Source organism: Amycolatopsis sp. NPDC028719, assembly GCF_055565395.1.
Map to the genome: position 1 here is coordinate 1,057,800 of NZ_JBVHUL010000001.1, position 25,640 is coordinate 1,083,439.

At 71.4% G+C, this 25,640-nt stretch carries 24 protein-coding genes and 1 riboswitch; of the genes, 12 read left to right on the forward strand and 12 right to left on the reverse strand.

Features of this window, described 5'->3' with window-relative positions; translation table 11 throughout:
• Positions 1-10: 10 nt before the first annotated feature.
• The 3 genes from thiD to ACZ4TR_RS05275 all read right to left on the reverse strand — a co-directional run bounded on the left by thiD (position 11) and on the right by ACZ4TR_RS05275 (position 3,520).
• The gene (thiD, locus tag ACZ4TR_RS05265) at positions 11-814 is read right to left on the reverse strand and encodes a bifunctional hydroxymethylpyrimidine kinase/phosphomethylpyrimidine kinase (protein ID WP_465285835.1); all 804 of its coding nucleotides are present in this window, start codon (positions 812-814) and stop codon (positions 11-13) included.
• The gene (gene thiC / locus ACZ4TR_RS05270) at positions 811-2,445 is read right to left on the reverse strand and encodes a phosphomethylpyrimidine synthase ThiC (protein ID WP_465285836.1); all 1,635 of its coding nucleotides are present in this window, start codon (positions 2,443-2,445) and stop codon (positions 811-813) included. The genes thiD and thiC overlap by 4 nt, the downstream gene beginning before the upstream one ends.
• A riboswitch (TPP riboswitch) is annotated at positions 2,439-2,560 on the reverse strand. Its footprint overlaps the gene before it by 7 nt.
• Positions 2,561-2,608: 48 nt before the next feature.
• Positions 2,609-3,520 (reverse strand): S1C family serine protease, encoded by a 912-nt coding sequence (locus ACZ4TR_RS05275; RefSeq protein ID WP_465285837.1) that lies wholly within the window; start codon positions 3,518-3,520, stop codon positions 2,609-2,611.
• A gap of 205 nt (positions 3,521-3,725) precedes the next feature.
• Here ACZ4TR_RS05275 and ACZ4TR_RS05280 point away from each other — a divergent pair, with 205 nt between their 5' ends.
• Positions 3,726-5,891 carry a glycoside hydrolase family 15 protein gene (locus ACZ4TR_RS05280; protein WP_465285838.1) on the forward strand — a complete coding sequence of 722 codons (2,166 nt, stop codon included), beginning with the start codon at positions 3,726-3,728 and terminating at the stop codon, positions 5,889-5,891.
• Between the two features lie 75 nt (positions 5,892-5,966).
• Here ACZ4TR_RS05280 and ACZ4TR_RS05285 read toward each other — a convergent pair whose 3' ends face one another.
• Positions 5,967-6,545, reverse strand: coding sequence for a peptide deformylase (locus ACZ4TR_RS05285; RefSeq protein WP_364528649.1), 579 nt, complete (start codon positions 6,543-6,545; stop codon positions 5,967-5,969).
• A 154-nt stretch (positions 6,546-6,699) separates the two neighbouring features.
• Here ACZ4TR_RS05285 and ACZ4TR_RS05290 point away from each other — a divergent pair, with 154 nt between their 5' ends.
• Together ACZ4TR_RS05290 and ACZ4TR_RS05295 are read left to right on the forward strand one after the other, a co-directional pair.
• Positions 6,700-7,008: a DUF3263 domain-containing protein gene (locus ACZ4TR_RS05290; protein WP_364528646.1), complete on the forward strand. Its 309-nt coding sequence runs from the start codon at positions 6,700-6,702 to the stop codon at positions 7,006-7,008.
• Positions 7,005-7,643, forward strand: coding sequence for a LytR C-terminal domain-containing protein (locus tag ACZ4TR_RS05295; protein WP_465285839.1), 639 nt, complete (start codon positions 7,005-7,007; stop codon positions 7,641-7,643). The genes ACZ4TR_RS05290 and ACZ4TR_RS05295 overlap by 4 nt, the downstream gene beginning before the upstream one ends.
• Positions 7,644-7,707: 64 nt before the next feature.
• On the opposite strand, the gene ACZ4TR_RS05300 is transcribed toward ACZ4TR_RS05295, so the two are convergent.
• The 3 genes from ACZ4TR_RS05300 to ACZ4TR_RS05310 all read right to left on the reverse strand — a co-directional run bounded on the left by ACZ4TR_RS05300 (position 7,708) and on the right by ACZ4TR_RS05310 (position 11,988).
• Positions 7,708-9,978, reverse strand: coding sequence for an AAA family ATPase (locus ACZ4TR_RS05300; protein ID WP_465285840.1), 2,271 nt, complete (start codon positions 9,976-9,978; stop codon positions 7,708-7,710).
• A 330-nt stretch (positions 9,979-10,308) separates the two neighbouring features.
• Positions 10,309-11,259, reverse strand: a complete 951-nt coding sequence (pssA, locus tag ACZ4TR_RS05305; RefSeq protein ID WP_465285841.1) for a CDP-diacylglycerol--serine O-phosphatidyltransferase — start codon at positions 11,257-11,259, stop codon at positions 10,309-10,311.
• Positions 11,260-11,262: 3 nt separating this feature from the next.
• The gene (locus ACZ4TR_RS05310; RefSeq protein WP_364528634.1) at positions 11,263-11,988 is read right to left on the reverse strand and encodes a phosphatidylserine decarboxylase; all 726 of its coding nucleotides are present in this window, start codon (positions 11,986-11,988) and stop codon (positions 11,263-11,265) included.
• 249 nt (positions 11,989-12,237) lie between these two features.
• On the opposite strand from ACZ4TR_RS05310, the gene ACZ4TR_RS05315 reads away from it, so the two are divergent.
• A complete protein-coding gene (locus ACZ4TR_RS05315) occupies positions 12,238-12,450 on the forward strand; it encodes a hypothetical protein (protein WP_465285842.1) in 213 nt (70 codons plus the stop codon).
• Between the two features lie 40 nt (positions 12,451-12,490).
• Here ACZ4TR_RS05315 and ACZ4TR_RS05320 read toward each other — a convergent pair whose 3' ends face one another.
• The gene (locus tag ACZ4TR_RS05320) at positions 12,491-12,775 is read right to left on the reverse strand and encodes a GlsB/YeaQ/YmgE family stress response membrane protein (protein WP_364528629.1); all 285 of its coding nucleotides are present in this window, start codon (positions 12,773-12,775) and stop codon (positions 12,491-12,493) included.
• A 72-nt stretch (positions 12,776-12,847) separates the two neighbouring features.
• On the opposite strand from ACZ4TR_RS05320, the gene ACZ4TR_RS05325 reads away from it, so the two are divergent.
• Both ACZ4TR_RS05325 and ACZ4TR_RS05330 read left to right on the forward strand, forming a co-directional pair.
• Positions 12,848-13,408: an ArsR/SmtB family transcription factor gene (locus ACZ4TR_RS05325; RefSeq protein WP_465285843.1), complete on the forward strand. Its 561-nt coding sequence runs from the start codon at positions 12,848-12,850 to the stop codon at positions 13,406-13,408.
• Entirely contained in the window at positions 13,405-14,658 is a 1,254-nt protein-coding gene (locus tag ACZ4TR_RS05330) for an MFS transporter (protein ID WP_465285844.1), read from the forward strand. The genes ACZ4TR_RS05325 and ACZ4TR_RS05330 overlap by 4 nt, the downstream gene beginning before the upstream one ends.
• Here the strand turns inward: ACZ4TR_RS05330 and moeA are convergent.
• Entirely contained in the window at positions 14,612-15,805 is a 1,194-nt protein-coding gene (gene moeA, locus ACZ4TR_RS05335) for a molybdopterin molybdotransferase MoeA (RefSeq protein WP_465285845.1), read from the reverse strand. The genes ACZ4TR_RS05330 and moeA overlap by 47 nt on opposite strands.
• Positions 15,806-15,879: 74 nt before the next feature.
• On the opposite strand from moeA, the gene ACZ4TR_RS05340 reads away from it, so the two are divergent.
• From ACZ4TR_RS05340 to groL, 5 genes are all read left to right on the forward strand, one after another.
• The gene (locus ACZ4TR_RS05340) at positions 15,880-16,557 is read left to right on the forward strand and encodes a TIGR00266 family protein (RefSeq protein WP_360683371.1); all 678 of its coding nucleotides are present in this window, start codon (positions 15,880-15,882) and stop codon (positions 16,555-16,557) included.
• Entirely contained in the window at positions 16,557-17,180 is a 624-nt protein-coding gene (locus ACZ4TR_RS05345) for an AIM24 family protein (RefSeq protein WP_364528617.1), read from the forward strand. The genes ACZ4TR_RS05340 and ACZ4TR_RS05345 overlap by 1 nt, the downstream gene beginning before the upstream one ends.
• 112 nt (positions 17,181-17,292) lie before the next feature.
• Positions 17,293-17,499 (forward strand): cold-shock protein, encoded by a 207-nt coding sequence (locus ACZ4TR_RS05350; RefSeq protein WP_284749612.1) that lies wholly within the window; start codon positions 17,293-17,295, stop codon positions 17,497-17,499.
• Positions 17,500-17,565: 66 nt separating this feature from the next.
• Positions 17,566-19,032, forward strand: a complete 1,467-nt coding sequence (locus ACZ4TR_RS05355) for a serine/threonine-protein kinase (RefSeq protein WP_465285846.1) — start codon at positions 17,566-17,568, stop codon at positions 19,030-19,032.
• Positions 19,033-19,338: 306 nt separating this feature from the next.
• Positions 19,339-20,967 (forward strand): chaperonin GroEL, encoded by a 1,629-nt coding sequence (gene groL, locus ACZ4TR_RS05360; protein WP_364527750.1) that lies wholly within the window; start codon positions 19,339-19,341, stop codon positions 20,965-20,967.
• A 52-nt stretch (positions 20,968-21,019) separates the two neighbouring features.
• Here groL and ACZ4TR_RS05365 read toward each other — a convergent pair whose 3' ends face one another.
• The 3 genes from ACZ4TR_RS05365 to ACZ4TR_RS05375 all read right to left on the reverse strand — a co-directional run bounded on the left by ACZ4TR_RS05365 (position 21,020) and on the right by ACZ4TR_RS05375 (position 22,740).
• Positions 21,020-21,343, reverse strand: a complete 324-nt coding sequence (locus ACZ4TR_RS05365) for a hypothetical protein (RefSeq protein ID WP_465285847.1) — start codon at positions 21,341-21,343, stop codon at positions 21,020-21,022.
• A gap of 164 nt (positions 21,344-21,507) precedes the next feature.
• Entirely contained in the window at positions 21,508-21,726 is a 219-nt protein-coding gene (locus ACZ4TR_RS05370; RefSeq protein WP_364527755.1) for a PspC domain-containing protein, read from the reverse strand.
• A gap of 84 nt (positions 21,727-21,810) precedes the next feature.
• On the reverse strand, positions 21,811-22,740 hold the full coding sequence (locus tag ACZ4TR_RS05375; protein WP_465285848.1) for an o-succinylbenzoate synthase: 930 nt from the start codon (positions 22,738-22,740) through the stop codon (positions 21,811-21,813).
• A gap of 72 nt (positions 22,741-22,812) precedes the next feature.
• Here ACZ4TR_RS05375 and ACZ4TR_RS05380 point away from each other — a divergent pair, with 72 nt between their 5' ends.
• Complete coding sequence (locus ACZ4TR_RS05380) at positions 22,813-25,605, forward strand: AfsR/SARP family transcriptional regulator (RefSeq protein WP_465285849.1); 2,793 nt, start codon at positions 22,813-22,815, stop codon at positions 25,603-25,605.
• Positions 25,606-25,640 lie beyond the last annotated feature (35 nt).

Consider the following 25,640-nt stretch of genomic DNA (forward strand, 5'->3'; position numbering starts at 1 on the left):
CCACCGTTTCTCACTCACGACCGGGCAGCACCCAGAACGGCGAGACCGGCCCCACTCCCGCACCGAGCGGGTAGGCCTCCGCCACGCAGCGCTCGATGAACTTCTTCCCCGCCGCCACGGCGTCCGGCATCGAGGCGCCCTTCGCCAGGGACGACGTGATCGCCGACGCCAGCGTGTCGCCGCCGCCGTGGGTGTTCTCCGTCTCGTAGCGCGGGCCGGTCAGCGAGATGAACTCGTGGCCGTCCGACAGCAGGTCGACGCACTCGGACGTCCCCTGCATGTGGCCGCCCTTGACGAGCACCCACTGTGAACCGAACTCCAGCAGCGCCTCGGCCGCTTCGCGCTGGGAAGCCGCGTCCACGACGGAGATCCCCGTCAGCAACCGGACTTCGTCCAGGTTCGGCGTGACCAACGTCGCGCGGGGGAACAGCTCCGTGCGGATCGCCTCCAGGGCGTCTTCGCGCAGCAGAGCGTGACCCGTCATCGACGCCGCCACCGGGTCGACCACGAACGGGCCGATCTCGACCTCGTCCAGCGTCTTCGCGACCGCGCGGATGATCTCGGCGGACGCCAGCATCCCCGTCTTCGCCGCGTTGACGCCCATGTCGGACGCCACCGCCTTGATCTGCGCGGTGACCACGTCGGCCGGGATCTCCGTGAAACCCTGGACGCCCAGCGAGTTCTGCACGGTGACCGCCGTCAGCGCGACGAGCCCGTGGACACCGTGCGCGAAGAACGTCCGCAGGTCCGCCTGGATGCCCGCACCACCGCCGGAGTCGGATCCGGCGATGGTGAGGGCGGTCGGCGGAGTCACGGCTGCACCACGGGCAGGTAGACCTTGTTGCCGGCGTCCGAGAACGCGGCCGACTTCTCGGCCATGCCGGCTTCGATCGCCTCCACAGTGGACAGACCGTGCTCCTCGGCGTACTTGCGGACGTCCTGCGTGATCCGCATCGAGCAGAACTTCGGCCCGCACATCGAGCAGAAGTGCGCGGTCTTGGCCGGCTCGGCGGGCAGCGTCTCGTCGTGGAACGACCGCGCCGTGTCCGGGTCGAGCGAGAGGTTGAACTGGTCGTTCCAGCGGAACTCGAAGCGCGCCTTCGACAGCTCGTCGTCCCACTCCTGGGCGTACGGGTGGCCCTTGGCGAGGTCGGCGGCGTGCGCGGCGATCTTGTAGGTGATCACGCCGGTCTTGACGTCGTCGCGGTTCGGCAGGCCGAGGTGCTCCTTCGGCGTGACGTAACAGAGCATCGCCGTGCCGTACCAGCCGATCTGCGCCGCGCCGATGGCCGACGTGATGTGGTCGTAGCCCGGCGCGATGTCCGTCGCGAGTGGACCGAGGGTGTAGAAAGGTGCTTCGCCACAGAGCTTTTCCTCGAGCTCTACGTTCTCCTTGATCTTGTGCATCGGCACGTGGCCGGGGCCTTCGATCATCACCTGGACGTCGTGCGAGCGCGCGATGTGCGTCAGCTCGCCGAGAGTTTCCAGCTCGGCGAACTGGGCGCGGTCGTTGGCGTCGGCGATCGAGCCGGGGCGCAGGCCGTCACCCAGGGAGAACGTGACGTCGTACTGGCGCAGGATCTCGCAGAGTTCCTCGAAGTGCGTGTACAAAAAGGACTCTTGGTGGTGCGCGAGGCACCACGCGGCCATGATCGAGCCACCCCGGCTGACGATCCCGGTGACGCGCCGCGCGGTCAGCGGGATGTAGCGCAGCAGCACGCCGGCGTGCACGGTGACGTAGTCGACACCCTGTTCGCACTGCTCGATGATGGTGTCGCGGTAGATCTCCCACGACAGCTTTTCCGGTTCCCCGTCGACCTTTTCCAGCGCCTGGTAGATCGGCACGGTGCCGACCGGGACCGGCGAGTTGCGGATGATCCACTCGCGCGTCTCGTGGATCCGCTTGCCGGTGGAGAGGTCCATGATCGTGTCGGCGCCCCAGCGGGTTGCCCACACCATCTTGTCGACCTCTTCCTCGACCGACGACCAGACGGCCGAGTTGCCCATGTTGGCGTTGATCTTCACCAGGAAGTTCTTGCCGATGATCATCGGCTCGGTCTCGGGGTGGCGGCGGTTGACCGGGATCACGGCGCGGCCGCTGGCGACCTCCGCGCGCACGAACTCCGGCTCGACGCGCTCACGGGCGGCGATGTACTCCATTTCCCTGGTGACGACGCCTTGTTTGGCCCAGCCGAGCTGGGTGTTGTGCTCACGCCCGTCGGCCCAGCCGGCCCGCAGCCGGTGGAGTCCACTGTGGACGTCGATCTCGGCTTCCGGGTCCGTGTACGGGCCCGACGTGTCGTAGACGTCGAAGTGTTCGCCGTTGGAGAGGTCGATCCTGCGCGCCGGAACGCGGAGTCCCGATTCGGTCTGGTGGTACACCTTGTGCGAGCCCGTGATCGGGCCGGTCGTGACGGAGACGTGCTTGTTCTCGAGCGTGGTCAACGACTTTCACTCCCTACGCCGGCATTACCCGGTCAGGTTCATGCGGTCGGTGACGCCTGCGAAACGCAAGTCACCCTCTCAGCCCGCCATGGCGCGAGCTCCCGCGTTGGTGTTGTGCCACCGACCATGCCACGCCGGGGCGACATACTCAAGCCCGCTCACCTCACCCGACCAGTTCGGCCGGGGTCGCGTAGACGTCGACCATGGCTCCGTTGCGCAGCACGGTGATCGGCAGTGCGGTGCCGATCACTTCCGCGAACAGCTGCCGCTGGATCCCCTGCGCGTCCGACACCCGGGTGCGCCCGACGGTCAGCACGAGGTCGCCGGCCTTGAGACCCGCCCGGTCCGCGGGGCCGCCGGAGACGACTTCGTGCACCCGCAGCCCGGCGCTCTGGCCGGTGCGCCCGGCGACGTCGTCCGGCAGCGGCGCGGGCACACCGACGACGCCGAGGTACGCGCGCCGCACCCGGCCCTCGACGACGAGCGTGTCGATGATCCGCCGGGTGGTCGTGTTGATCGGCACGGCGAGCCCGAGCCCGAAGCCGGCGACCGCGGTGTTGATCCCGACGACGCGGCCGGCGGAGTCCGCGAGCGCGCCGCCGGAGTTGCCGGGGTTGAGCGCGGCGTCGGTCTGGATGACGTCCTCGATCACGCGGGTGGCCCGGCCCTGCCGCACCGGGAGCGCCCGCCCGAGCGCGCTGACGACGCCGGCGGTGACGGTGCCGGAGAAGCCGAGCGGGCTCCCGACGGCCACGACGAGCTGCCCGACGACGAGCTGGTCGGCATCGCCCAGCCGGGCGGCGGACGGTGTCTCACCCCGCGCCCGCAGCACGGCGAGATCGGACAGCGGATCGGCCCCGACGACGTCGAAGGGCACCTCGCTGCCGTCGGCGAAGGTCGCGACGCCTTTTCGGTTGCCGTCCACGACGTGGGCGTTGGTGAGCAGGTGGCCGTCGTCGGCGAAGACGACCGCCGAGCCGCTGCCGCGCGCGAGCTGCACCCCGGCGACGTGCGGGGTGACGGTCTTGGCGACCGTGCTGACGGCGCGCGAGTAGGCGTCCATCGCGTCATCCATGAGGGCACCTCGATTACACCGTTGCAGGTACTACAAGTGTGCGCCCGGTCGAGCGGGAAGTCCGTTCGCTGCTGGTGAACCGGCGCCGTGACCGGACCAGTGACGGTCGGTGGTTCACCGGATCGGACCATGCGCCGGTGAAGGATCGGCGAGAGACTTCCAGGCGCTTCTGTAACGGTGCAGAAGTGACTTCTGTGGGGTTGATATGCGAAAACTCATGTTCGGCGCCCTCGCCGGGCTGCTGGTCACCGGCCTGATCCCGGGGATCGCGGCAGCCGCGGGAGAGGCTCCCGGCGCCCCGGGCGCCCATCCCGGCTGGCTGCCCGCGAACAAGACCGGTTTCGGCACCGCGCACGACCGGTCGAGCAACGTCTGGTTCACCCTCCAGGGTGGCCAGATGTCCGAGGTCTACTACCCGGACCTGTCGACGCCCAGCGTCCGGTCGATGAACTTCGTCGTCACGGACGGCCGCAGCTTCGCCGTCGCCGACTACACGGCCAAGTCCCAGCAGGTGCGGCGCACCGACGACGACAGTTTGGTTTACGAGCAGACCATCACCGACGACCAGCACCGCTGGCGCCTGCGCAAGACGTACGTCACCGACCCGGCCGCCACGACGGTGCTGGTGGACGTCGACTTCCAGTCGCTCACCGGACGGCCGTACCAGCTCTACGCGGTCGCCGATCCGGACCTGACCAACGACGGTTCCGACGACTCGGCCGCGCGGAAGGGCGACGCCGTCACCGCGCAGGACGCCACGAACGCCGCCGCGTTGACCGCGAAGCCGGCTTTCACGAAGACCAGCGTCGGCTACGCGGGCGCGTCCGACGGGAACACGCAGCTCACCCAGACCTTCAAGCTCACGACGTACGACTCCGCCGCGAAGGGCAACGTCCTGCTGACCGGGCAGACGAGCGCCGACGGCGTCCGGAACCGGCACGTCACCCTCGCCCTCGGCATGGGCGCGAAGGCCGCCGACGCGCTCGGCAGCGCGCAGGCGTCGCAGCGACGCGGCGTCCGTGACATCACGCGCGCGTACGACCGCGGCTGGGAGCAGTACCTGCGCGGGATCAGCAAGCCGCCGTCGTCGCTGAAGACCGACGCCGAGCGCGACCTCTACAAGGCGTCGATGCTGACGCTCGCCGCGAGCGAGGACAAGCACCACCCGGGCGCGTTCATCGCGTCGCCGAGCATGCCGTGGCGGTTCGGGAACAACGACCCGGAGTGGTCGCCGTCCGGCACCTACCACCTGGTCTGGCCGCGCGACCTCTACCAGATCGCGACCGGTCTGGCCGCCGGCGGCGACAAGGCCGCCGCGAACCGCTCGGTCTCGTACATGTTCGGCACGCAGCAGCAGGCCGACGGGCACATGCCGCAGAACAGCCGGGTCGACGGCGTGCCGTACTGGACGTCGATCCAGCTCGACGAGACCGCCTTCCCGATCGTGCTGGCCCAGCAGCTCGGGCGGAACGACCTGTGGCCCGGCGTCCGCAAGGCCGCCGACTTCATCCTCGGCTACACCGGCCCGGGCGGGCAGCCTGCGCCGTACACCCAGCAGGAGCGCTGGGAGGAGCAGGACGGCTGGTCCCCGTCGACCATCGCCTCGGTGATCGCCGGGCTCGTCTGCGCCGCGGACCTGGCTTCGCACAACGGAGCTCCGGCCGACGCCGCCCGCTACCTCGCGGCGGCCGACAAGTTCAAGGCCGACCTGCCCAAGCAGACGATCACCACGAACGGGCCGCTGTCGAAGGACCCGTACTTCGTCCGGCTCACGAAGGACGCGAACGCCAACGCTCCGACGACGTACAACCTCGGCAACTCGAGCGTCACGATGGACCAGCGCGCGGTCACCGACGCGGGCTTCCTCGACCTGGTCCGGCTCGGCATCTACCGCGCCGACGACCCGGTGATCCGCAACAGCGTGCGCGTGACGGACAAGGACATCGCGTTCACCACGCCGACCGGCCAGTTCTGGCACCGGTACACCAAGGACGGCTACGGCGAGCAGGCCGACGGCTCGCCGTGGGACTACACGTTCCCGGCCGAGAGCCGCACGACGTTCGGGCGGCTGTGGCCGCTGCTCGCCGGTGAGCGCGGCGAGTACGAGCTGACGCTCGGCGACCCGGCGTCGGCCGCGCGGCGGCTGCGTGACCTCGGCCGGGTGAGCAGCTCGGCGGAGACCATGCCGGAGCAGGTGTGGGACGAGAACCCGCCGTCGGGGCAGACCGGCTTCCCGGCCGGGACGCCGAACAACTCGGCGACGCCGCTGGCCTGGACGCACGCGCAGTACGTCCGGCTGGCTTGGGACGTCAAGGCGGGCTCGGTCCTGGAGACGCCGCGGGTGGTCCGCTGCCACTTCCTCGGCTGCTGACCCACCGCTCAAAGCCGTGAATGTCGCATTGAGGGACTTCAAGTCCCTCAATGCGACATTCACGGACTTCCGAGATCAGATGACGGCGCCGTCGTCCTCGGGGGTCTTCGGGGGCAGCCACGACAGGCCGGGGACGCCCCACTTGTTGGACTTCAGCATCTTCTTCGCCGCGCGCGCGTGGCGGCCGACCAGGCGGTCGAGGTAGATGTACCCGTCCAGGTGGTCGGTCTCGTGCTGCAGGCACCGCGCGAAGTAGCCGGTGCCCTCGACCTCGATCGGGTTGCCGTCAAGATCGAAGCCGGTCACCTTCGCCCACTTCGCGCGGCCCGTCGGGTACGACTCGCCGGGCGCCGACAGGCAGCCCTCCCAGTCGTCGTCCGGGTCCGGCATGGTCTCCGGGATCTCCGACGTCTCGAGCTTCGGGTTCACGACCAGGCCCTTGTGGCGCACGCCTTCGTCGTCCGGGCAGTCGTACACGAACACCCGCAGGTCGAGGCCGATCTGGTTGGCCGCGAGGCCGACGCCCTCGGCGGCGTACATCGTCTCGAACATGTCGTCGGTGAGCGTGCGCAGCTTCTCGTCGAACTCGGTGATCTCCCGAGTCGGCTGGTGCAGCACGGGTTCGCCGGCGATCACGATGGGGTGGATGGTCACGGCGGCACATTTTAGTCGGACCCCTCTGGTAGACCTGCATCAGACCGTGACGCGCCGAAGCGGATGCCCACGTCGGCGTGCGCTTCCGTGGTTCAATGACGCCCGCGGAAGAGCTTGATCCGATTCGCCAGAACCCCGATTGAGAGGGACCCGGATGGACGCCGCGGAGTCGATGGCTGAGCCGCAGCCGTCGCCGCCGAAGCCCGTGCCCGGCCTGACCGAACGCGAGGTCGAAATCCTCGCCTTCGAGCGCCAGTGGTGGCGACACGCCGGGGCGAAGGAGAACGCCATCCGCGAACGCTTCGACTTGTCCGCGACGCGCTACTACCAGCTGCTGAACAAGCTGCTGGAGAAGCCGGAGGCGATCGAAGCCGACCCGATGCTGGTGAGGCGGCTGCAGAAGACGCGTGCCGCCCGTCAGCGCAAACGTGGTGCCCGGCGACTGGGGATCGAGCTGAAATGAGCGTGTTTTCGGGAATGTCCCGGCCGATGAAGGCCGCGGGCGTCGCCCTGATCGGGGTGGCCATCATCGCGGCGGTGATCGGCGGCGTCTCCGCGCTGAGCGGCGGCGGGTCGAACGAAGCCGGGCCGAGCGGCACGACCACCCCGCCGGGCACGTCCGGCAGTGCGTCGCCGCCGACCTCGCCGTCTTCTCCGCCGCCGAGCTCCACGTCGACGAACCCGACGTCGCCCGCGCCGCCGTCGACCTCGCCGACGCCGGGCCAGCCGACGTCAGGTCAACCGGGGCAGCCGGGCCAGCCGGGCCAGGGTCAGCCGGGTGACCAGCAGGCGTCGAACAAGTGGGTCACCGTCCGGGTGTTCAACAACTCGACGATCAAGGGCCTCGCCGCGCGCGCCAAAGACGACTTCACCGGCGCGGGCTGGAACGTCACCGAGGTCAGCAACTATTCGCAGGGCGTCATCCCGGCGACCACGGCGTACTACCGCCCGGGCACCGACGAGGAAGCGGCGGCCAAGCAGCTCGCCCAGGAGTTCGGCTTCAAGGCCGAGCCCCGCTTCGCCGGGATACAGGACGCGACGCCGGGCGTGATCGTCATCGTGACGAACAACTACGAGTCGGGCCACAAGGGCAGCTGACCCTCACTTTGCAGCGCAAAGCCGCACTTTCACGTGAAAGTGCGGCTTTGCTGCGCGAAGTGGGTCAGTCGCCGGCCTGGGCGTGAGCGTAGGCCTCCAGCGTCGCGAGCTGGGCCGGGTCGAGGCTCGGCCGGACCGTCTTGCGCGCCGCGTCCAGGTGCGCCGCGGTGACTTCGCGGGCCTCCAGGGACTCGCGCATCGCCGTCAGCGCCGCCTCGCGGATGAGCGCCGCGCAGTCGGCGGCCGAGTAACCGTCCAGAGTGGACGCGACCTCGGCGAGGTCCACATCGGAACCCAGCGGCGTGTTCTTCGAGCTGGCCACGAGGATCGCCGCGCGGGCTTCGGCGTCCGGCGGCGGCACGTAGACGCGGCGCTCCAGCCGGCCCGGCCGCAGCAACGCCGGGTCGACCAGCTCCGGCCGGTTCGTCGCGCCCAGGACGACGACCTCGCGCATCGGCTCGACGCCGTCGAGCTCGGTCAGCAGCGCCGCGACCACGCGATCGGCGACGCCGGAGTCCGACGACTGGCCGCGGCGCGGGGCCAGCGCGTCGATCTCGTCCAGGAAGATCAGCGACGGCGCGGCCTCGGCGGCCCGGCGGAACAGCTCCCGCACCGCGCGTTCGGACTCGCCGACCCACTTGTCCATCAGCTCGGCGCCCTTGACCGCGAAGACGTTCAGGGCGCCGGTGCCGGCCAGCGCGCGCACGAGGAACGTCTTGCCGCCGCCGGGCGGGCCGTACAGCAGCACGCCGCGCGGGGGTTCGACGCCGAGACGCGCGAACGAGTCCGGGTACCGCAGCGGCCACAGCACCGCTTCGGTGAGCGACTGCTTGACGTCGACCATGTTCCCGACGTCGTCCAGGGTCAGGCCGCCGGTGGCCAGGTTGTCCGAAGTGGACATCGACACCGGGCGGACGGTGGCCAGCGCGTCCAGGAGATCCTGCTGCGAGATCCTCGGTTCATCTGCGTCGCGCTGGCGCAACGCCGCTCGCAGCGCCGCGTCCCGCCGCAGCGCGATCAGGTCCGCGGCGACGAACCCCGGCGTCCGTTCGGCCAGGACGCCGCAGTCGATGCCCGTGTCGAGCGGGACGTCGCGGAGGAGCACGTTCAGCAGCTCGCGGCGCGTCTTCGCGTCCGGCAGCGCGAGGCCGAGCTCGCGGTCCAGCAGGTCGGCGGCGCGCAGCCGCGGGTCGGCGGACTCCGCGCGGGCCGTCGTCGCGACGACGGCGAAGCGCTCGCGCCGCAGCGCCGTCCGCAGCTCCTCCAGCACGACAGTGGCGACCGGCGGCGGCGTGGCCGCGGGCAGCAGCGCGTCGACGTCGGTGAGCAGCAGCACCGTGGGGCCCTCGGCCTTGCGGATCGCCTCGCGCAGGCGCGCGACCGCGACGTTCGGGTCCAGCACCGCGAGGTTCGGCGCGGCCACCGGCACCACGCGGATGTCGGATTCGTTCGCGACCGAGCGGACGAGCGTCGCCTTGCCGACCCCCTCGGGGCCGGACAGCAGGACGCCGAGGTGGGCGGGCGCACCCAGCCGGGCGAGCAGTTCGGGCCGGTGGAACGCCAGGTCGAACCACTCGGCGAGCTTGCGCGCGGTCGCTTCCGTGCCGATGAGGTCGGCCAGCGGCACGGCCGGTTCGACGGCCTCCTCGACCACCACCACCTCGTCTTCGACGATCTCCGCGTCGATCCACTCCTCGGCCGCGGTGACGGCGGAGGTGCGGACGAGCGCGGTCGCCGCCCGGGGCGCGGCCGGCTCGGGCGCCGGCCGCGCGCCGTCGCGCCAGACGACCACAGTGGACGGTCCGACCGCGACGGTGCCGGCCGGCTCGGTCGCGGTGACGGTGAGCAGCTCGTTCGTCCAGGTCGCGCCGATCGCCCGGGACAGCTGGCCGCGCAGGCCGGCGGGGTCGGACCCCGGCGTCGGCGCGAGGTCCTGCGGCAACAGCGAAACGGCGTCGCCGACGGTCAGGACCTTGCCGATCAGGGCGAGCCGCAGCATGTGCGGGCTGACCGAGACGCTGGCCAGCCGCGACCCGGCGACGGTGACCGTCTTCGCCGCGGAGACATCGGCCGGCGCGACCACGATCTCGGCGCCTTCGGTGACGCCGAGGTTCGACATGGTGACGTCGTCGGTGAGGACGATGCCGGGCACGTCGGCCTCGTCGGTGGGCGCGGCGAGGGCGGCGCTGACCCGGGCACCGGTGAGGTGCACGGCGTCCCAGGCCCGCAGGCCGAGCGCGTCGAGGACCTCGGGGTGCAGCCGGACGACGCCGCGGCGGGTGTCCAGCGCGGACGGCGTGTGCCGGACGGTCAGCGTGATCTGCGGGTGGCTCACGCCGTTCACCCTAGCGATCCGGCGGCCCCGCAGGAGGAGGAAGCCGTGTCGTCTCTTCAATCACGCGTGTCGACCCTCCGATCACCGGTGATGCCCCCTCGATCACACGTGATGCCCGGCTGATCACGGGTGATGCCTCTCGGATCACGGGTGATCGCCGTACCGGAACGGCGAACTCGCGTACCCAGAGGGTCGGCTCACGTCATCAGGGGCCGGGACTCGCGTGATTGGGGAACGATCTCGCGTGATTGGGGACGGAACTCGCGTGATTGGAGGGGCATCACGTGTGATTGGAGGGGCATCGCCCGTGATTGGAGGGGCATCACGGCCTTACTTGCGGCGGAGGCCGATCTGGCGCCACGAGCGGCGCCGCGGGCCTTGGCCGTTTTCGCTGGCGCGGGGGGTGCGGACCGTCTCGCCGGTGCGCGGCAGGCGGACCGCGCGCATTGCCGCGCCCGCCACCCGGCGGCGCAGCGGACGTCGCAGGCCCAGGCGGCGCGGGGAGGCCCGGCGGATCGCGCGGCGCTCGCGCGGCGGGACCGTCCAGGCCTCGGGGTGCGCGGCCAGCCAGCGGTGCCGGTAGACCGAGTACGGGATGTGCGCCAGGTACAGGATCATCGCCGCGATCAGCGCGACCAGCGGGAACTGGATGATCGCCGCGGCCAGCAGGGCGACGCCGAGCAGCAGCGGTGCGATCGCCTTGGCCGGCGCCTTGACCGTCTTCAGCGAGAGCGTCGGGATGCGGCTGATCAGCAGCGCCGCGATGGCGACTGTCCACGCCCACACGACCCACTGCGACGACCACCAGCCGGCACCCCACTGCAGCCACGCCACCAGCGGCAGCATCGCCAGCAGGCCACCCGCGGGCGCCGGGACGCCGACGAAGAACTCGCCCGCGTACGCCGGCTGCTCGGTGTCGTCGAGCAGCGTGTTGAACCGGGCCAGCCGCAGGATCATGCAGACGGCGAAGATCAGCGACGCCACCCAGCCGATCCGGTCCGCGCCGGTCTGCCACACGTAGATCACCAGGGCCGGCGCCACGCCGAACGAGATGCCGTCGGACAGCGAGTCCAGCTCCGCACCCATCTTCGACGTCGCGTCGAGCAGGCGGGCGATCCGGCCGTCCAGGCTGTCGAGCACCGCCGCGATGCCGATCGAGGCGATCGCCATCGCGTAGTTCTTGGTCAGCGCGAACTGCACGGCCGACAGGCCCGCGCACAGCGCGAGGACGGTGATGGCGTTCGGGAGCAGCCGGACGCCGGGGGTGGTCACGCGGACCATCGATCAGCCTTTCGCAGGCGCGGCAGGGAGTTCGGCGATCACGGTCTCGCCGCCGACCGTGCGCTGGCCCTTGCTGACCAGCACCGTCGAGCCCGGCGGCAGGTAGAGGTCGACCCGCGAGCCGAAGCGGATGATGCCGTAGGTCGAGGCGGCGCCGACCTTGTCGCCCTCGCGGATCTCGCAGAGGATGCGGCGCGCGACCAGCCCGGCGATCTGCACGACGACGAGCTCGTGGCCGTCTTCGGTGCGCATCAGCACGGAGTTGCGTTCGTTGTCGTCGCTGGCCTTGTCCAGGTCGGCGGAGAGGAACTTGCCCGGGCGGTAGGCGACGCGCTCGATCACGCCGTTCGCCGGCACGCGCTGGACGTGCACGTCGAACACCGAGAGGAACACCGACACGCGCATCCGCGGCTCGGCGGGCAGGCCGAGCTCGGCGGGCGGGACGGCTTCCTCGATCAGCGACACGATGCCGTCGGCCGAGGCCAGCGCGACGCCGTCACGCGGCGGCGGGACCCGCTTCGGCTCGCGGAAGAACGCGGCCATCGCCACGGTCGTCAGGGCGCCCAGGACGCCGAGGCGCTTGGAGAACCGGCGGGCGAGCAGCGTCGCGACGGCGCCGCCGGCCACGAACGGGCGGCCGGCGGGGTGCATCGGCGGCAGCGTTTCGCGGGCGAGCTGGAGGGCGTGGGCGACGGGGTTGGCGCCGGGCTCCGGCCGGGTGCCGCTCATGGTCGGGTCCCCTGGTTTCGTGTCGGAAGGAGGCGTCGCCGCCGGGGTCCGGCGGCCGCGTACGGGCGCCACCACGCTACCGCTGCCCCAGGTGAGGGTCGGCGCGCGCCCCTGGTCGGCTCCCTCGTGAGGGTGTCCCCGGCGCGGGTGGGAGCGGCCACATCCCGGTAACGCAAAGTCGAATCCGGCGACAACACCGAGTAGTCGACGCCGTTCGGGGCGCTGCCACGAGACCTTGTGAGGGGACCGATGACCGAGCACCGCGATCCCGCCGAGGCTCGCCTGGACGAGCTGCTGGGTGCGTGGTGCCGGGAGATCGAAGAGGTGCCGATGCCGCGGCTGGTGGACCCGGAGCACGCCGTCGACGTCGTCATCGAGGCGAAGAAACGCGGCCGGGTGCCTCCGCCCCCCGACGGCGCAGGCACCCGGCCACCGGGCGATGCGCGTGAGGCAGCATTTTAGCTCCCGAAACGGGCATGGATGACGATTCGTCCGGCAAAAGTTACGAACGGTCGCCCGGTCGACGGCCGAGACCGCTCACGAGCCGCAGGATCGCCAGCAGCACGACGGCGCCGAGGACGGCCACGCCGAAGCTGGGGAAGTCGAAGTCGAACGTCTTCGCCTGGCCGGTCGCGAGCCGGTAGACCAGCCCGCCGAGCGCCGCGCCGATCACGCCCACGACCACGCTGACCAGGCAACCCTGCCGGCGCCGGTCGCGGCCGCCGACGACGAGGTTCGCGGCCCAGCCGACGATCGCGCCGAAGATCACCCATGCGACGAAACCCATGGCGGGAGCTTACGCGAGAAGACGTACAAGAGCCATTGCACAAGAAGTCTTGTACAACTACTCTTGTGCGTCATGAGCGACGAGGTCCGGGACATCCGGGATTCCAAGGTGCTGGCGGCGGTGTCGCACCCGCTGCGGCGGCGGTTGATGGAGCTGCTCCACCTGGACGGCCCGGCCACGGCGTCGATCCTGGCGGGCAAGACCGACCAGGCGGTCGGCAACATCAGCCACCACATGAAGGTGCTGGCCGCGGCCAAGCTGGTCGAGGAGGCCCCCGAACTGGCTCGTGACCAGCGAGAACGCTGGTGGAAGCGGTCCGCGAAGACCCTCCGGTGGGCATCCGCGGACTTCCCCGACGACCCGATCGCCGAGGCCGCCGAGGTGCTGACCCTCGACCACCAGATGGCGGTCGCGCGCGAGTGGATCGCGACCCGTGACACCTACCCGCCGGAGTGGCGTGGCGTGGCGTTCAGCACGGACACCTGGATGCGCCTGTCCGCCGCCGAGCTCGAAGAGCTGAACGAGCGGGTCCTCCTGCTGCTGGCCGAGTTCGAGAACCGCACCGAACCCGGCGACGGGGTCGAACGCCGTCCGGTCTTCTTCGCCGCGCGGGCTTCGCTGGGCAAGCCGTGAAGGGGCTCTGGGGGAACAGGGACTTCCGGCTGCTCTGGGCCGGCGAGACCACGAGCATGCTCGGCAGCATGGTCGCGAGCACGGCGTTGCCGCTGGTCGCGGTACTCACGCTGCAGGCAAGCACCTTCGAGGTCGGTGTGCTGACCGCGGTCGCGTGGCTGCCGTGGCTGGTGGTCGGGCTGCCCGCCGGCGCGTGGGTCGACCGGCTGCCGAAGCGGCCGGTGATGCTGGTCTGCAACACGGTGTCGATGGCGGTGTTCGGCAGCGTCCCGGTGGCGGCGGCCTTCGGCGCGCTGACCATGCCGTACCTGCTGGGCGCGGCCCTGCTCGGCGGCACCGCCAAGGTCTTCTTCAGTCTCGCCTACCGCGCGTACCTCCCCGCGCTGGTGGGCCAGGACGAACTCCTGGGCGCCAACGCCAAGATCCAGGGCAGCGAGTCCGCGACGCAGGTCGCCGGGCCGGGCCTGGCCGGGCTGCTGGCGCAGGCGTTCGGCCCGGTCAGCGGAATCCTCGCGGACGCGGTCAGCTTCGGGATCTCCGTGCTGTGCGTCGGAGCGATCCGGGTGCGCGAGGCCGTCGTCCCGCCCGCGCGCACGCCGTTGCGCAGCCAGATCGCCGAAGGGCTGCGGTTCGTCGCCGGGGACCGCTACCTGCGGTCGATGATGGCGTTCGCCGCCGCCTCGAACCTCGCGCTGACCGGGTACACCTCGATCCAGATCGTCTTCCTGTCCCGCACGCTCGGCGCCGGGCCCGGCCTCGTCGGCCTGGTCCTGGCGCTGGCCGCGGTGGGCGGGGTGGTCGGCGCGGCGCTGGCCGGCCGGCTCGGCGCGCGCTTCGGCGCCGCGCGGGCGTTCCTGCTCTGCGAGGCCTTCGCGGCCCCGATGATGCTGCTCGGCCCGCTCGCCGGCCCGGGTGGCGGCCTGGTGCTGTTCGTGCTCGCCGACTTCGGCGTCTGCGCGGGTGTCGTCGCTTCGAACGTGCTGACCGCGACGTTCCGGCAGCGCTACTGCCCACCCGAGCTGTTCGGGCGGATCACCTCGAGCGCCTCCCTCGTCGCCTACGGCACGATCCCGCTGGCCGGGGTGCTCGGCGGCGCGCTGGGCGAGGCGATCGGCGTCCGCGAGACGCTCTGGGTCGCCGCTGTGCTGCTGATCGCGGCGCTCCCACTGCTCGCGCCGTACCGGAAGCTGCGCGACTTCCCGGTCAGAGCAGCAGGACGTCCACCTCGTCGCCAACCGCTGCCGACGTGACGTCCTCCGGCAGCACGATCAGGCAGTTGGCCTGCGTGAACGCGGCCAGCAGGTGCGAGCCCGGCCCGCCGCGCGGTCCGACGATCCCGGTGACCTCCCGGTCGGACGGCGTGAACACGCCCCGGCGGTACTGGCGGCGCCCGCCCGGGGAGGACATCGCCTCGGTCAGCCGGGCCCGCACCCGCCGGCGCGAGACGTCGGTGTGGCCCATCGCCGCCAGCAGCGCCGGGCGCAGGAACGCCTCGAACGACACGAGGACGCTCACGGGGTTGCCGGGCAGCGTCACCACCGGCACGCCCTGCCAGCGGCCGCAGCCCTGCGGCCCGCCCGGCTGCATCGCGACCTTCGCGAACTCGACGCCCTGCCCGGTCAGCGCGTCCTTCACCACTTCGTACGCGCCCGCGCTGACCCCGCCGGAGGTGACCAGCAGGTCGGCACCGGCCAGCTTCGGCTCGATGACCTTGCGGAACTCCTCGACGTCGTCGACGACGCTGCGGACCACCTCGACCTCGCAGCCGAGGTCGCGGACCGCGGCGGCGAGCATCACGCTGTTGGACTCGTAGATCTGGCCGTGCCGCAGCGGCGCCGGCGCGTCGATCAGCTCGGTGCCGGTCGAGGCGACCACCACCCGCAGCGGCCGGTGCACGAGGACCTCGGCGAGCCCGACCGCGGCGGCCAGGCCCAGCTGGGAGTGGCCCAGCACCGTCCCGGCGTGCAGCGCGACGGTGCCTTCGAGGACGTCTTCGCCGGAGTGCCGGATGTGCGCGCCCTCCTTGGCCGCGGCGGAGATCGTCACGGTCTCGGTGCCGCCGTCGGTGTCCTCGACCATCACGACGGCGTCCGCGCCGGGCGGCAGCGGAGCGCCGGTCATGATCCGGTGCGCCGTGCCCGGCTCCAGCGTCCCGACGTCGACGCGGCCGGCCGGGATGTCGTCGGCGACCGGCAAGGTCACCGGCACTCGCGAGACGTCGGCGGCGCGGACCGCGTAGCCGTCCATCGCCGAGTTGTCGAAGGGCGGGAGGGAAACGCCGGCCCGCACGTCCTCGGCCAGCACGAGGCCGGCCGCGGCGGCGAGGGGCAGGGCGGTCGCGGGGGAGGTGCCCAGGAGCGCGGCAACGCGGTCGCGGTAGTCGTCGACGGAGATCACCGGACCATCCTCCACCCCCAGGAGGGGCGTGCAAGACTCTGCGTCGTTCGAGAGCACGCCACAGGGGAGCACGCATGCAGGTCGGAGTCCGTCAACAGCCCTCGTTCGCCGTCGCCCGGCTGATGCTGGCGCCCGGCGAGCCGTGCCAGGTCGAGTCCGGCGCCATGATGGCCACCAGTTACGGCGTGCAGGTCCAGTCCCAGTCGCAGGGCGGGATCATGAAGGGCCTGGGCCGCGCGTTCCTCTCCGGCGAGTCCTTCTTCATCTCCACCTTCACCGCGCCGCAGAACGGCGGCTGGGTCGACGTCGCGGCCAACCTGCCCGGCGACATCCAGGTGATCCCCCTCGACGGCCGCACCGGCTGGGCCGTCACCCGCGGCTGCTGGCTCGCGTCGTCGCACGGCGTGCAGACCGAGACCAAGTGGGGCGGGATGAAGAACCTGATGGGCGGCGAAGGCGGGTTCCTGACGCACGCCACCGGCCAGGGCCAGCTGCTCGTCGCCTGCTACGGCGCGGTCGAGACCATCACCCTGCAGCAGGGCGAGATGGTCACCGTCGACACCGGGCACGTCGTCGCGTACGCCGACACCGTGCAGTACCAGATCCGGAAGGTCGCGACGGGCATCATCCAGTCCATGAAGAGCGGCGAGGGTCTCGTGTTCGACTTCGTCGGTCCCGGTCAGATCATGACGCAGACGCGCAACCCGTCCGCGCTGGTCAGCTGGATCGTCTCGCACGTCCCGTCCCGCTGATGCGCGTCCAGACCCGGCACACGCCCGGTTTCGGCGTCGCCCGCGTCCTGCTCGACCCGGGCGAGTCCGTGCAGGCCGCGCCGGAGACGCTGCTCGCCAGCCGCTTCGGCGTCACCGAGGCGCCGGCGGGCCGCGGCGGCGTCCGCGCGGGCAAGTCCACGGCGGTCGTCTACACCGCGCCTTCGGACGGCGGCTGGATCGACTTCGCGCCGCTGCGCCCCGGCGACGTCTACCCGCTCGACCTGGGCGGCGGCACCGGCTGGTCGGTGCACCGCGAGGCCGTGCTGGTGCGGCCGTCGTCGGTCCGGCACGACCCGAACTGGGTGCCGCTGCAGCAGCTCTTCGGCGCCGACTCCGGGTTCCTCGAGCACTACAGCGGGACCGGGCCCCTCGTGCTGGCCGCGCCCGGCCCGGTCGACGCGTTCGAGCTGGGCAAGGGCGAGCTGGTCACCGTCCGGCCGGACTACCTGCTGGCCTACCCCGACACCGTGCAGTGCCGGTTGCGGGCGCTCGACCCCGGCGGGCCGCAGTCGCTGCGCACGGGTGAAGGGCTCGCGGTCGACTTCGCGGGTCCCGGGACGGTGCTCGTGCAAGCGCGCAACAGCCGCCTTTCCCGCGTGTGATCTTCGGACGAATTGCCCATTGCCGAGGGGAATAATTCCGGTAGCGTGATTGGCACTTCCGCCGCTGGCATCCGCTCGGGCCAGCGGATCCTTTGTGCTGAGGGAGGGCGCCGTGGCTGTCGGCACCGTCAAATGGTTCAACTCGGAAAAGGGCTACGGGTTCATCGAATCCACCGAGGGGCCGGACGTGTTCGTCCACTATTCGGCCATTCAGGCCGACGGATTCCGCACTTTGGACGAAGGCGATCGCGTCGAGTTCGAGGTCCAGTCCGGGCGTGACGGGCGGAGCCAGGCTGCCGAGGTGCGGAAGGTCTCGTAACGACGCGCATCACCCGATTGGCGAACCCCCGGCAGGCTCCGAACCAGGGACGTTAGGCTGCCGGGCGTGACAGGCGATGTGTCGGGGGACCTCACCGGTCGCCGGCTGGGCAACTACCGCATCGACGGCGTGCTCGGCAAGGGCGGCATGAGCGTGACCTACAAGGCCACCGACGTGCGGCTGGGCCGGAAGGTGGCGCTCAAGGTCATCGGTGACCACCTCGGGACCGACGCCGAGTTCCGCGAACGGTTCGTCGACGAGGCGCGCAACACGTCCGCGATCGACCACGCCAACGTCGTGCCGCTGTACGACTTCGGCGAGCTCGACGGCATGCTCTACATCGCCATGCGCATGGTCGACGGCGGTGATCTCGCCGACCTGATCGCGGGCGGTCCCATCGCGCCCGCGCGCACCCTGACGATGCTCGACCAGGTCGCGGACGCCCTCGACACCCTGCACAACCGTGGTCTGGTCCACCTCGACGTCAAGCCGGCCAACGTGCTCGTGACGAAGAAGGAGACCTCGCGCGAGCACGTGTACGTCGCCGACTTCGGGCTGACGCGCCGCGGCGCGACGGGACACCGGACGCGCGGCGGCGACTTCCTCGGCTCGCCGACGTACGCGGCGCCCGAGCACCTGCGCGGCGAGCCGCTGGACGGGCGCACGGACCAGTACGCGCTGACCTGTGTGCTGTACGCGTGCTTGACGGGGAGCCCGCCGTTCAAAGGCGACGTGCCGACGGTGATCAAGGGCCACCTCAACGGTGATCCGCCGGCGATCTCCCGCGCCGTCGCGCTGCCGCCGGCGATCGACGAGGTCATCCGCCGCGGCATGGCCAAGAACCCGGCCGACCGCTACCCCAGCTGCGTCGAGCTGATCGCGGCCGCCCGCCGCGCGCTCGGCCCCCAGGCGGCGTCCGACACCCCACCGGGGCCTGCCGGCTCCAATTCGGGTGGAATCCCCGCGCCGCAGCGCTCCGGTCAGGTACAACAGGGGCCGCACCAGAACAGCGCACCGCAGGGAGAGGGGGCCCCCGTGCAGCCGTACGGAGGACAGCAGCCGGGCTACGGCCAGCAGCCGGGACCGCAGGGGCCGCCCCAGGGGATGCCGCCGCAGGGCATGCCACCGCAGGGGCCGCCGCCCGGCTACGGCTATCCCCAGCAGGGCCCGCCCCAAGGGATGCCACAGGGGCCGCCCCCGGGGTACGGCTACCCGCAGCAGCCGGGGATGCCCCCGCAGGGCTACGGCCAGGACCCGATGCGGCTGCGCCCCCCGATGCCCGCGGGCGGCGCGGGCGCGTTCCACCAGCCGACGAGCGGCGGTGGAAAGAAGTGGATCTTCCTCGCCCTGGGCCTGGTCGTGGTGGCCGGCCTGATCGTGGGCGCGATCTTCCTGTTCAGCGACAGCGGCAGCGGGGGTGGCGGCCAGACGACGGCCCCGAACATCCCGGTCGGCCCGGGAAACTCGGAGACCACCCCGACGTCCTCGCTGAACGCCCCGCCGACGTCGATCTCCATCAAGCCGGGCAACTGACCCGCCTGGCCGAGTCCGGGCCTCGTTCACTACTCCGTGAGGGTCGCGAGATCGTGCCGCGCTGAGCTGGCCTTCTTGCACTCTCCCCCGCAGAGTGCTAAACACGGACTTGGCACTCGACGCCGTTGAGTGCCAAGTGCGCGGCCACCGGCCGCGTGCTTGAAGGTCGGGACGGTGAGGCTGGCCCCCACCCGGGTCCAGTCGTCCGTCGCGGGCACCGAGCCTGGCCGAGGAAAGAGTCCTGCTGCCGCCGCTGCAAGCAACACAGCGCGGCGGTGGCGCCCAATACCGGAGGACCACACCGCAATGGCCAAACTGATCGCGTTCGACGAGGACGCCCGCCGCGGTCTCGAGCGTGGCTTGAACATCCTCGCCGAAGCCGTCAAGGTGACCCTCGGCCCGCGGGGCCGGAACGTCGTGCTCGAAAAGAAGTGGGGCGCGCCGACCATCACCAATGACGGCGTCTCCATCGCCAAGGAGATCGAGCTCGAAGACCCGTGGGAGAAGATCGGGGCCGAGCTCGTCAAGGAAGTTGCCAAGAAGACCGACGACGTCGCGGGTGACGGCACCACCACCGCCACCGTGCTCGCCCAGGCCCTGGTCAAGGAAGGCCTGCGCAACGTCGCGGCCGGAGCCGACCCGATCAGCCTGAAGCGCGGCATCGAGGCGGCCGTCGAGGCCATCACCGAGCAGCTCCACAAGGCCGCCGTCCAGATCGAGACCAAGGAGCAGATCGCTGCTACCGCCTCGATCTCGGCCGCTGACCGCACCATCGGCGAGCTGATCGCCGAGGCGCTGGACAAGGTCGGCAAGGAAGGCGTCGTCACCGTCGAGGAGAGCAACACCTTCGGCCTCGAGCTCGAGCTCACCGAGGGCATGCGCTTCGACAAGGGCTACATCTCGGGTTACTTCGTCACCGACCCGGAGCGTCAGGAAGCCGAGCTGGAGGACCCCTACGTCCTGCTCTTCGGCTCCAAGATCTCCACCGTCAAGGACGTCCTGCCGCTGCTGGAGAAGGTCATCCAGTCCGGCAAGCCGCTGCTGATCATCGCCGAGGACGTCGAGGGCGAGGCCCTGGCCACCCTCATCGTCAACAAGATGCGCGGCACCTTCAAGTCCGTCGCCGTCAAGGCGCCGGGCTTCGGTGACCGCCGCAAGGCGATCCTGCAGGACATCGCGATCCTGACCGGTGGCCAGGTCATCTCCGAGGACGTCGGCCTCAAGCTGGAGAACGCGGACCTGTCCCTGCTGGGCAAGGCCCGCAAGGCCGTCATCACCAAGGACGAGACGACCATCGTCGAGGGTGCGGGCGACGCCGACCAGATCCAGGGTCGCGTCAACCAGATCCGCGCCGAGATCGACAACTCGGACTCGGACTACGACCGCGAGAAGCTGCAGGAGCGGCTCGCGAAGCTGGCCGGCGGCGTGGCCGTCATCAAGGCCGGCGCCGCGACCGAGGTCGAGCTCAAGGAGCGCAAGCACCGCATCGAGGACGCGGTGCGCAACGCCAAGGCCGCCGTCGAAGAGGGCATCGTCGCCGGTGGTGGCGTCGCTCTCATCCAGGCCGCCGAGGCTGCCTTCGCGGGCCTGAAGCTCGAGGGCGACGAGGCCACTGGTGCCAACATCGTCAAGGTGGCCGTCGAGGCCCCGCTCAAGCAGATCGCGATCAACGCCGGCCTCGAGGGCGGCGTCGTGGTGGAGAAGGTCAAGGGCCTGCCGCAGGGTCACGGCCTGAACGCCGCCACGGGTGTCTACGAGGACCTGCTCGCCGCCGGCGTGCCGGACCCGACGAAGGTCACCCGCTCCGCGCTGCAGAACGCCGCGTCCATCGCGGCGCTGTTCCTGACCACCGAGGCCGTCGTGGCGGACAAGCCGGAGAAGGCTTCGGCCGCTCCCGCCGACCCGTCCGGTGGCATGGGTGGCATGGACTTCTGATCCACGCAGGGAAAGCCCGGTCCGCTTCGGCGGGCCGGGCTTTTTCTTTGGGCTATGGCTTGGTGAAGAACCACACGGCGTACGCGCCGAGGACGACGACGCCGAGCGCGAGCACGCCGAGGCCCCCGAGCCAGGCGGTGCTCGCTTCTTCGGCCTCCAGCGCGACGACGATGGCGCCGATCCCGGTCAGCAGGACCCAGATCGCGAACCCGGCGGCGGCGTACAGCACGGTCCTGGTGGCGCTGAAGCCGCCGGCGTCGTCGAAGCCGAGCACGACGAGGGCGGAGAAAGCGGTCAGCCCCAGCCCGGCGATCAGGTACAACCCGCCGAGGATCCCGACGACGACCTTCGCGGCCGTTCTGCTTCCTTGATCCACGAGCGCGAACCCTAACCCCTCGAACGGGATTCGCGCGGGCCTTTTGCGCCGCTCGGCCTACCGTGCTCGGCCGAACGGCCCGGACGTCCCCTGGCGCCCGGGCCGCTCATCGGAACACACCCCCGCGGGCACCGGTTCCCCCTGCGAACCGGCGCCCGCCCCGGTTAGGAGCCCTCTTCCGGAGTCAGGATGGCGGCGGCGACGTAGACCGGGATCGCGATGCCGACGGAGAGGAACACGGCGGCGACCATGCCGATGCGGAGAACGCTGGCGTCGATGCCGAGGTAGGTGGCCCAGCCACCGCAGACGCCGGTGAGCATCTTGTCGCTGGTGCTGCGGCGGAGCTTCTTGGTGGTTTCCGGGGTGTACACGCTGTTCGTCATGGCTCAATGTTGGCTTCCGGCGGCCCCGGTCCACATCGGGAACGGCCCGGACCCGGACCCTGATGTTGCCCTCGGGGAGATCACTCAGGACAGGGCGCGGACCCGGGCCAGGCGATCCCGCCACGCCGCTTGCACGCCGGCCGGGGCCGGGTATGCGTCCGTGGGTTCCGGTGCCTGGCGCGGCACCGGCAGGTATCCGTCCACAGGGGACAGTGAGGACGCGCAGACGTCGCCTTCCAGCAACGAAATCGTCCCCAGTCCACAAGCGAATTCCAGCTCGGGCAGCGCGCCCGCCAGCGCCAGCCCCGCCGCCAGGCCGACGCTCGTCTCCACCGCCGACGACACCACGCACGGCAGCCCGCACGCCTCCGCGACCTCCAAGGCCCGGCGGACGCCGCCGAGCGGGGCCACCTTCAGCACCGCGATGTCCGCCGCCCCCGCGACCGCCACCTTCAGCGGGTCCTCGGCCCGGCGGATCGACTCGTCGGCCGCGATGCGGACCGGCACGCGGCGGCGGACCGCCGCCAGGTCCTCGATCGTCGGGCACGGCTGCTCGGCGTACTCCAAGCCGCCCGCCGCCCGGTCGAGGTCCGTGATCGCGCGGACCGCCGTGTCGACGTCCCAGGCCATGTTCGCGTCGATGCGCACCGCGCCGGACGGGCCGAGCGCGTCGCGGACCGCCGCCACCCGCTCGCAGTCCTGCGCCACCGTCGACCGCGGGTCCGCCACCTTCACCTTCGCCGTCCGGCAGCCGGACGCGCGGACCAGTTCGTACGCCTTCTCCGGGCCGACGACCGGCACCGTCGTGTTCACCTCGACCCGGTCGCGGACCGGAGCCGGCCAGCCCGTCTCGCTCGCTTCCAGCGCCGCGTGCAGCCAGGGAACGCTTTCCGCGTCCGAATAGTCGGCGAACGGGCAGAACTCGCCCCAGCCCGCGGGGCCCGGCAGCAGGACGCCTTCCCGGACCGTGATGCCGCGGAACCGGTTGCGCAGGGGGATCGCGTAGACCTTCATCGCCGTCGATCATGCCATCCCGTACTTCGGCGAACGGGTGCCGAACAGCGCGTTTCCGGACAGAATGACTCCGTGGTCCTCGACTTCCGCGTGCTGGGTCCGGCCGAGGTCACGGCAGACGGCCACCCGGTGCCGCTCGGGGGCAGCCGGCCGCTGATCGTCCTGGCCGGGCTTTTGCTGCGCGCGAACCGGGTCGTGCCGGTCGACGAGCTCGGCCGCTGGCTCTGGGACGACGACCGCCGCCGGTCCAAGGGCGCGCTCCAGACGTACGTGCTGCGCCTGCGCCGGGCCCTCGGCGACCAGGTCGCGATCCGCACCGAGAGCGGCGGCTACCTGATCGAGGTCGAGGACGACCTGCTGGACCTCTCCCGGTTTCGCGCCCTCGCCGGCCGGGGCAAGGCCGCGCTGGACCGCGGCGAAAGCCGCCGGGCGGCCGCGCACTTCGCCGAAGCGCTCGGCCAGTGGCGCGGCCCGGCGCTGCTGAACGTCGAGTCGGACGCGCTGCACCGCGACGAGGCCGGTCAGCTGGCCGAAGAACGGCTGCGTGTCCGCGAGCAGTGGGCGGACGCCCTGCTCGACGTCGGCGAGTACGGCACCGTCATCCCCGAGCTGGCCAGGCTCACCAGGGAAAACCCGCTGCGGGAACGATTGCACGAGCAGCTGATGGTCGCGCTGTACCGCTCGGGGCGCCAAGCCGAAGCCCTCGACGTCCACCGCCGGATCAGCGACGTGCTGGCCGAGGAGCTCGGGCTCGACCCGGGGCCGTCGCTGCAGCGCACCCGCCAGGCGATCCTCACCGGCGCGGACGACGAAGATTCGTCCCGCCTGGCGCGGTACCGGCTCGGCGTCGAGCCGCAGGTGCCGCACCAGCTGCCCGCCGACCTTCGGGCCTTCTCCGGGCGCGAGACCGACCTCAAGGCGTTGCACGCGCTGCTGCCGGAGGCGATCGACGCCGGTACCTCGACGCCGATCGCGTCCGTCGAGGGCATGGGCGGCATCGGCAAGACGACCCTGGCCGTGCACTTCGCGCACGAGATCGCCGACCGGTTCCCCGGCGGGCAGGTCTATCTCAACCTGCGCGGTTACGGGCCCGGCGAGCCGGTCGAGCCGTCGGCGGCGCTGGAGGCGATGCTCACCGCGCTCGGCGTGCCGTGCGAGGCGATCCCGGGCGACCTCGACGGCCGCGCGGCGAGCTGGCGGACGCACACCGCGGGGCGCCGGCTGCTGGTCCTGCTCGACAACGCCAACCGCACCGAGCAGGTGCGCCCGCTGCTGCCCGGGCCGGGCTGCCTGGTCCTGATCACGAGCCGCTGGCAGCTGCGCGCGCTGGTCGCGACGCACGGCGCGCGGCGGATCGCGCTGGAGGAACTCGGCGAAGAGGACGCCGTCGAGCTGCTCGCGTCGACGATCGGCTTCGACCGGGTGGCCCGCGACCCCGCCGCGGCTGGGCGGTTCGTGCGCCACTGCGGCGGGCTGCCGCTGGCGATCCGGATCCTCGCCGTGCGGGCGGCGCAGTTCCCCGACCTGGCGCTCGACGAGTTCGTCGGCTCGCTCCAGGCCGACCTGCTCGGTTCGTTCGACCTCGCCGACGGCGAAGGGACGAACATCCGCTCGGTGTTTTCCTATTCGTACCAGGCATTGGAGCCGCCGGCGGCGCGGTTGCTGCGGCTGCTCGGGCTGACCACCGGCGTCGACTTCACCGCGCCGGCGGCGGCCGCGGTCGCCGGGCTGGACGTCACGAAGACGCGGCCCCTGCTGGAAACCCTGGCCGCCGCGCACCTGCTCGCCCAGCCGCGGCCGGGCCGCTACCAGTTCCACGACCTCATCCGGGCGTACGCCGGCGAAGTCGCTTCGCAGGTTGACTCGGCTTCGCAGCGCGACGCCGCTTTGGACCGGCTGCTGGACTGGTACCTGGCGTCGGCGCTGAGCGCGTCACGGCGGATGCGGCCGGAGCGCTACTACCGGCTGCTGGACCTCGACGACGTCGACGGTGGCCTGACGTTCGCGTCGTACCACGAGGCTTCGGCGTGGTTCGGCGAGGAAGCCGGCAACCTGATCGCCGCGGTCCACCTTACGCGGCACCGGCGTGACGACGTCTGCTGGAAGCTGGCTTGGCTGCTGCAGAGCTACTTCGTGACGCGCTCGCGGCTCGACGAGTGGCGCTCGGTGTTCGAGGTGGCGCTCGAAGCGGCGCGGGCGAGCGGTCATCGCCCGGGTGAGGCAGGCATCCTCAGCGGGCTCGGCGTGGTCAACGGCGTCGCGCGGCAGTACGACGAGTCGCGGCGGTTCCTGGAGCAGGTGCTGGCGATCCAGCGCGAGCTCGGCGCGCGGGAGGGCGAGGCGCGGGCGCAGTACAACCTCGCGATGGCGGCGCACAACCTCGACGACTACACCTGGGCGTACGAACACGGTATGCAGGCACTGCAGATCGTCCGCGAGCTGGGGCTGGGGACGTTCGAGGCGAGTGTGCTGCGGGCGCTGGGCGACATCTGCACGTCGATGGGCGACCACGACCAGGCGTTGCGGCTGGCCGACGCGGCGCTGGCGGTGCTCGGCCCGGACGGCGAGCCGGTCGACACGCGGTTCACCCAGCACACGCGCGGGCTGGCGCTGGTGGGCCTGGGCCGGGTGACCGAGGGGATCGCGTGCATCCGCGACTCGGTCTCGATGTTCTTCGAAATGGGCGAGCCGTACGAGGCGGCGGACGTGCTGGCCCAGCTGGGGACGATCCACCTGCGGTACGGGGACCGGGCGCTGGCCCGCGAGTGCTGGGTCCGGTCGGTGCGGCTGCTGACGGAGCTGGGCCACCCGGACGCGGACGACGTGCGCGCGAAGCTGGCGGCGCTGGTGGGGGCGGGGAGCTGACGCGCTGGGGGGTGCGTGGCGGACCGCCCGCGTGC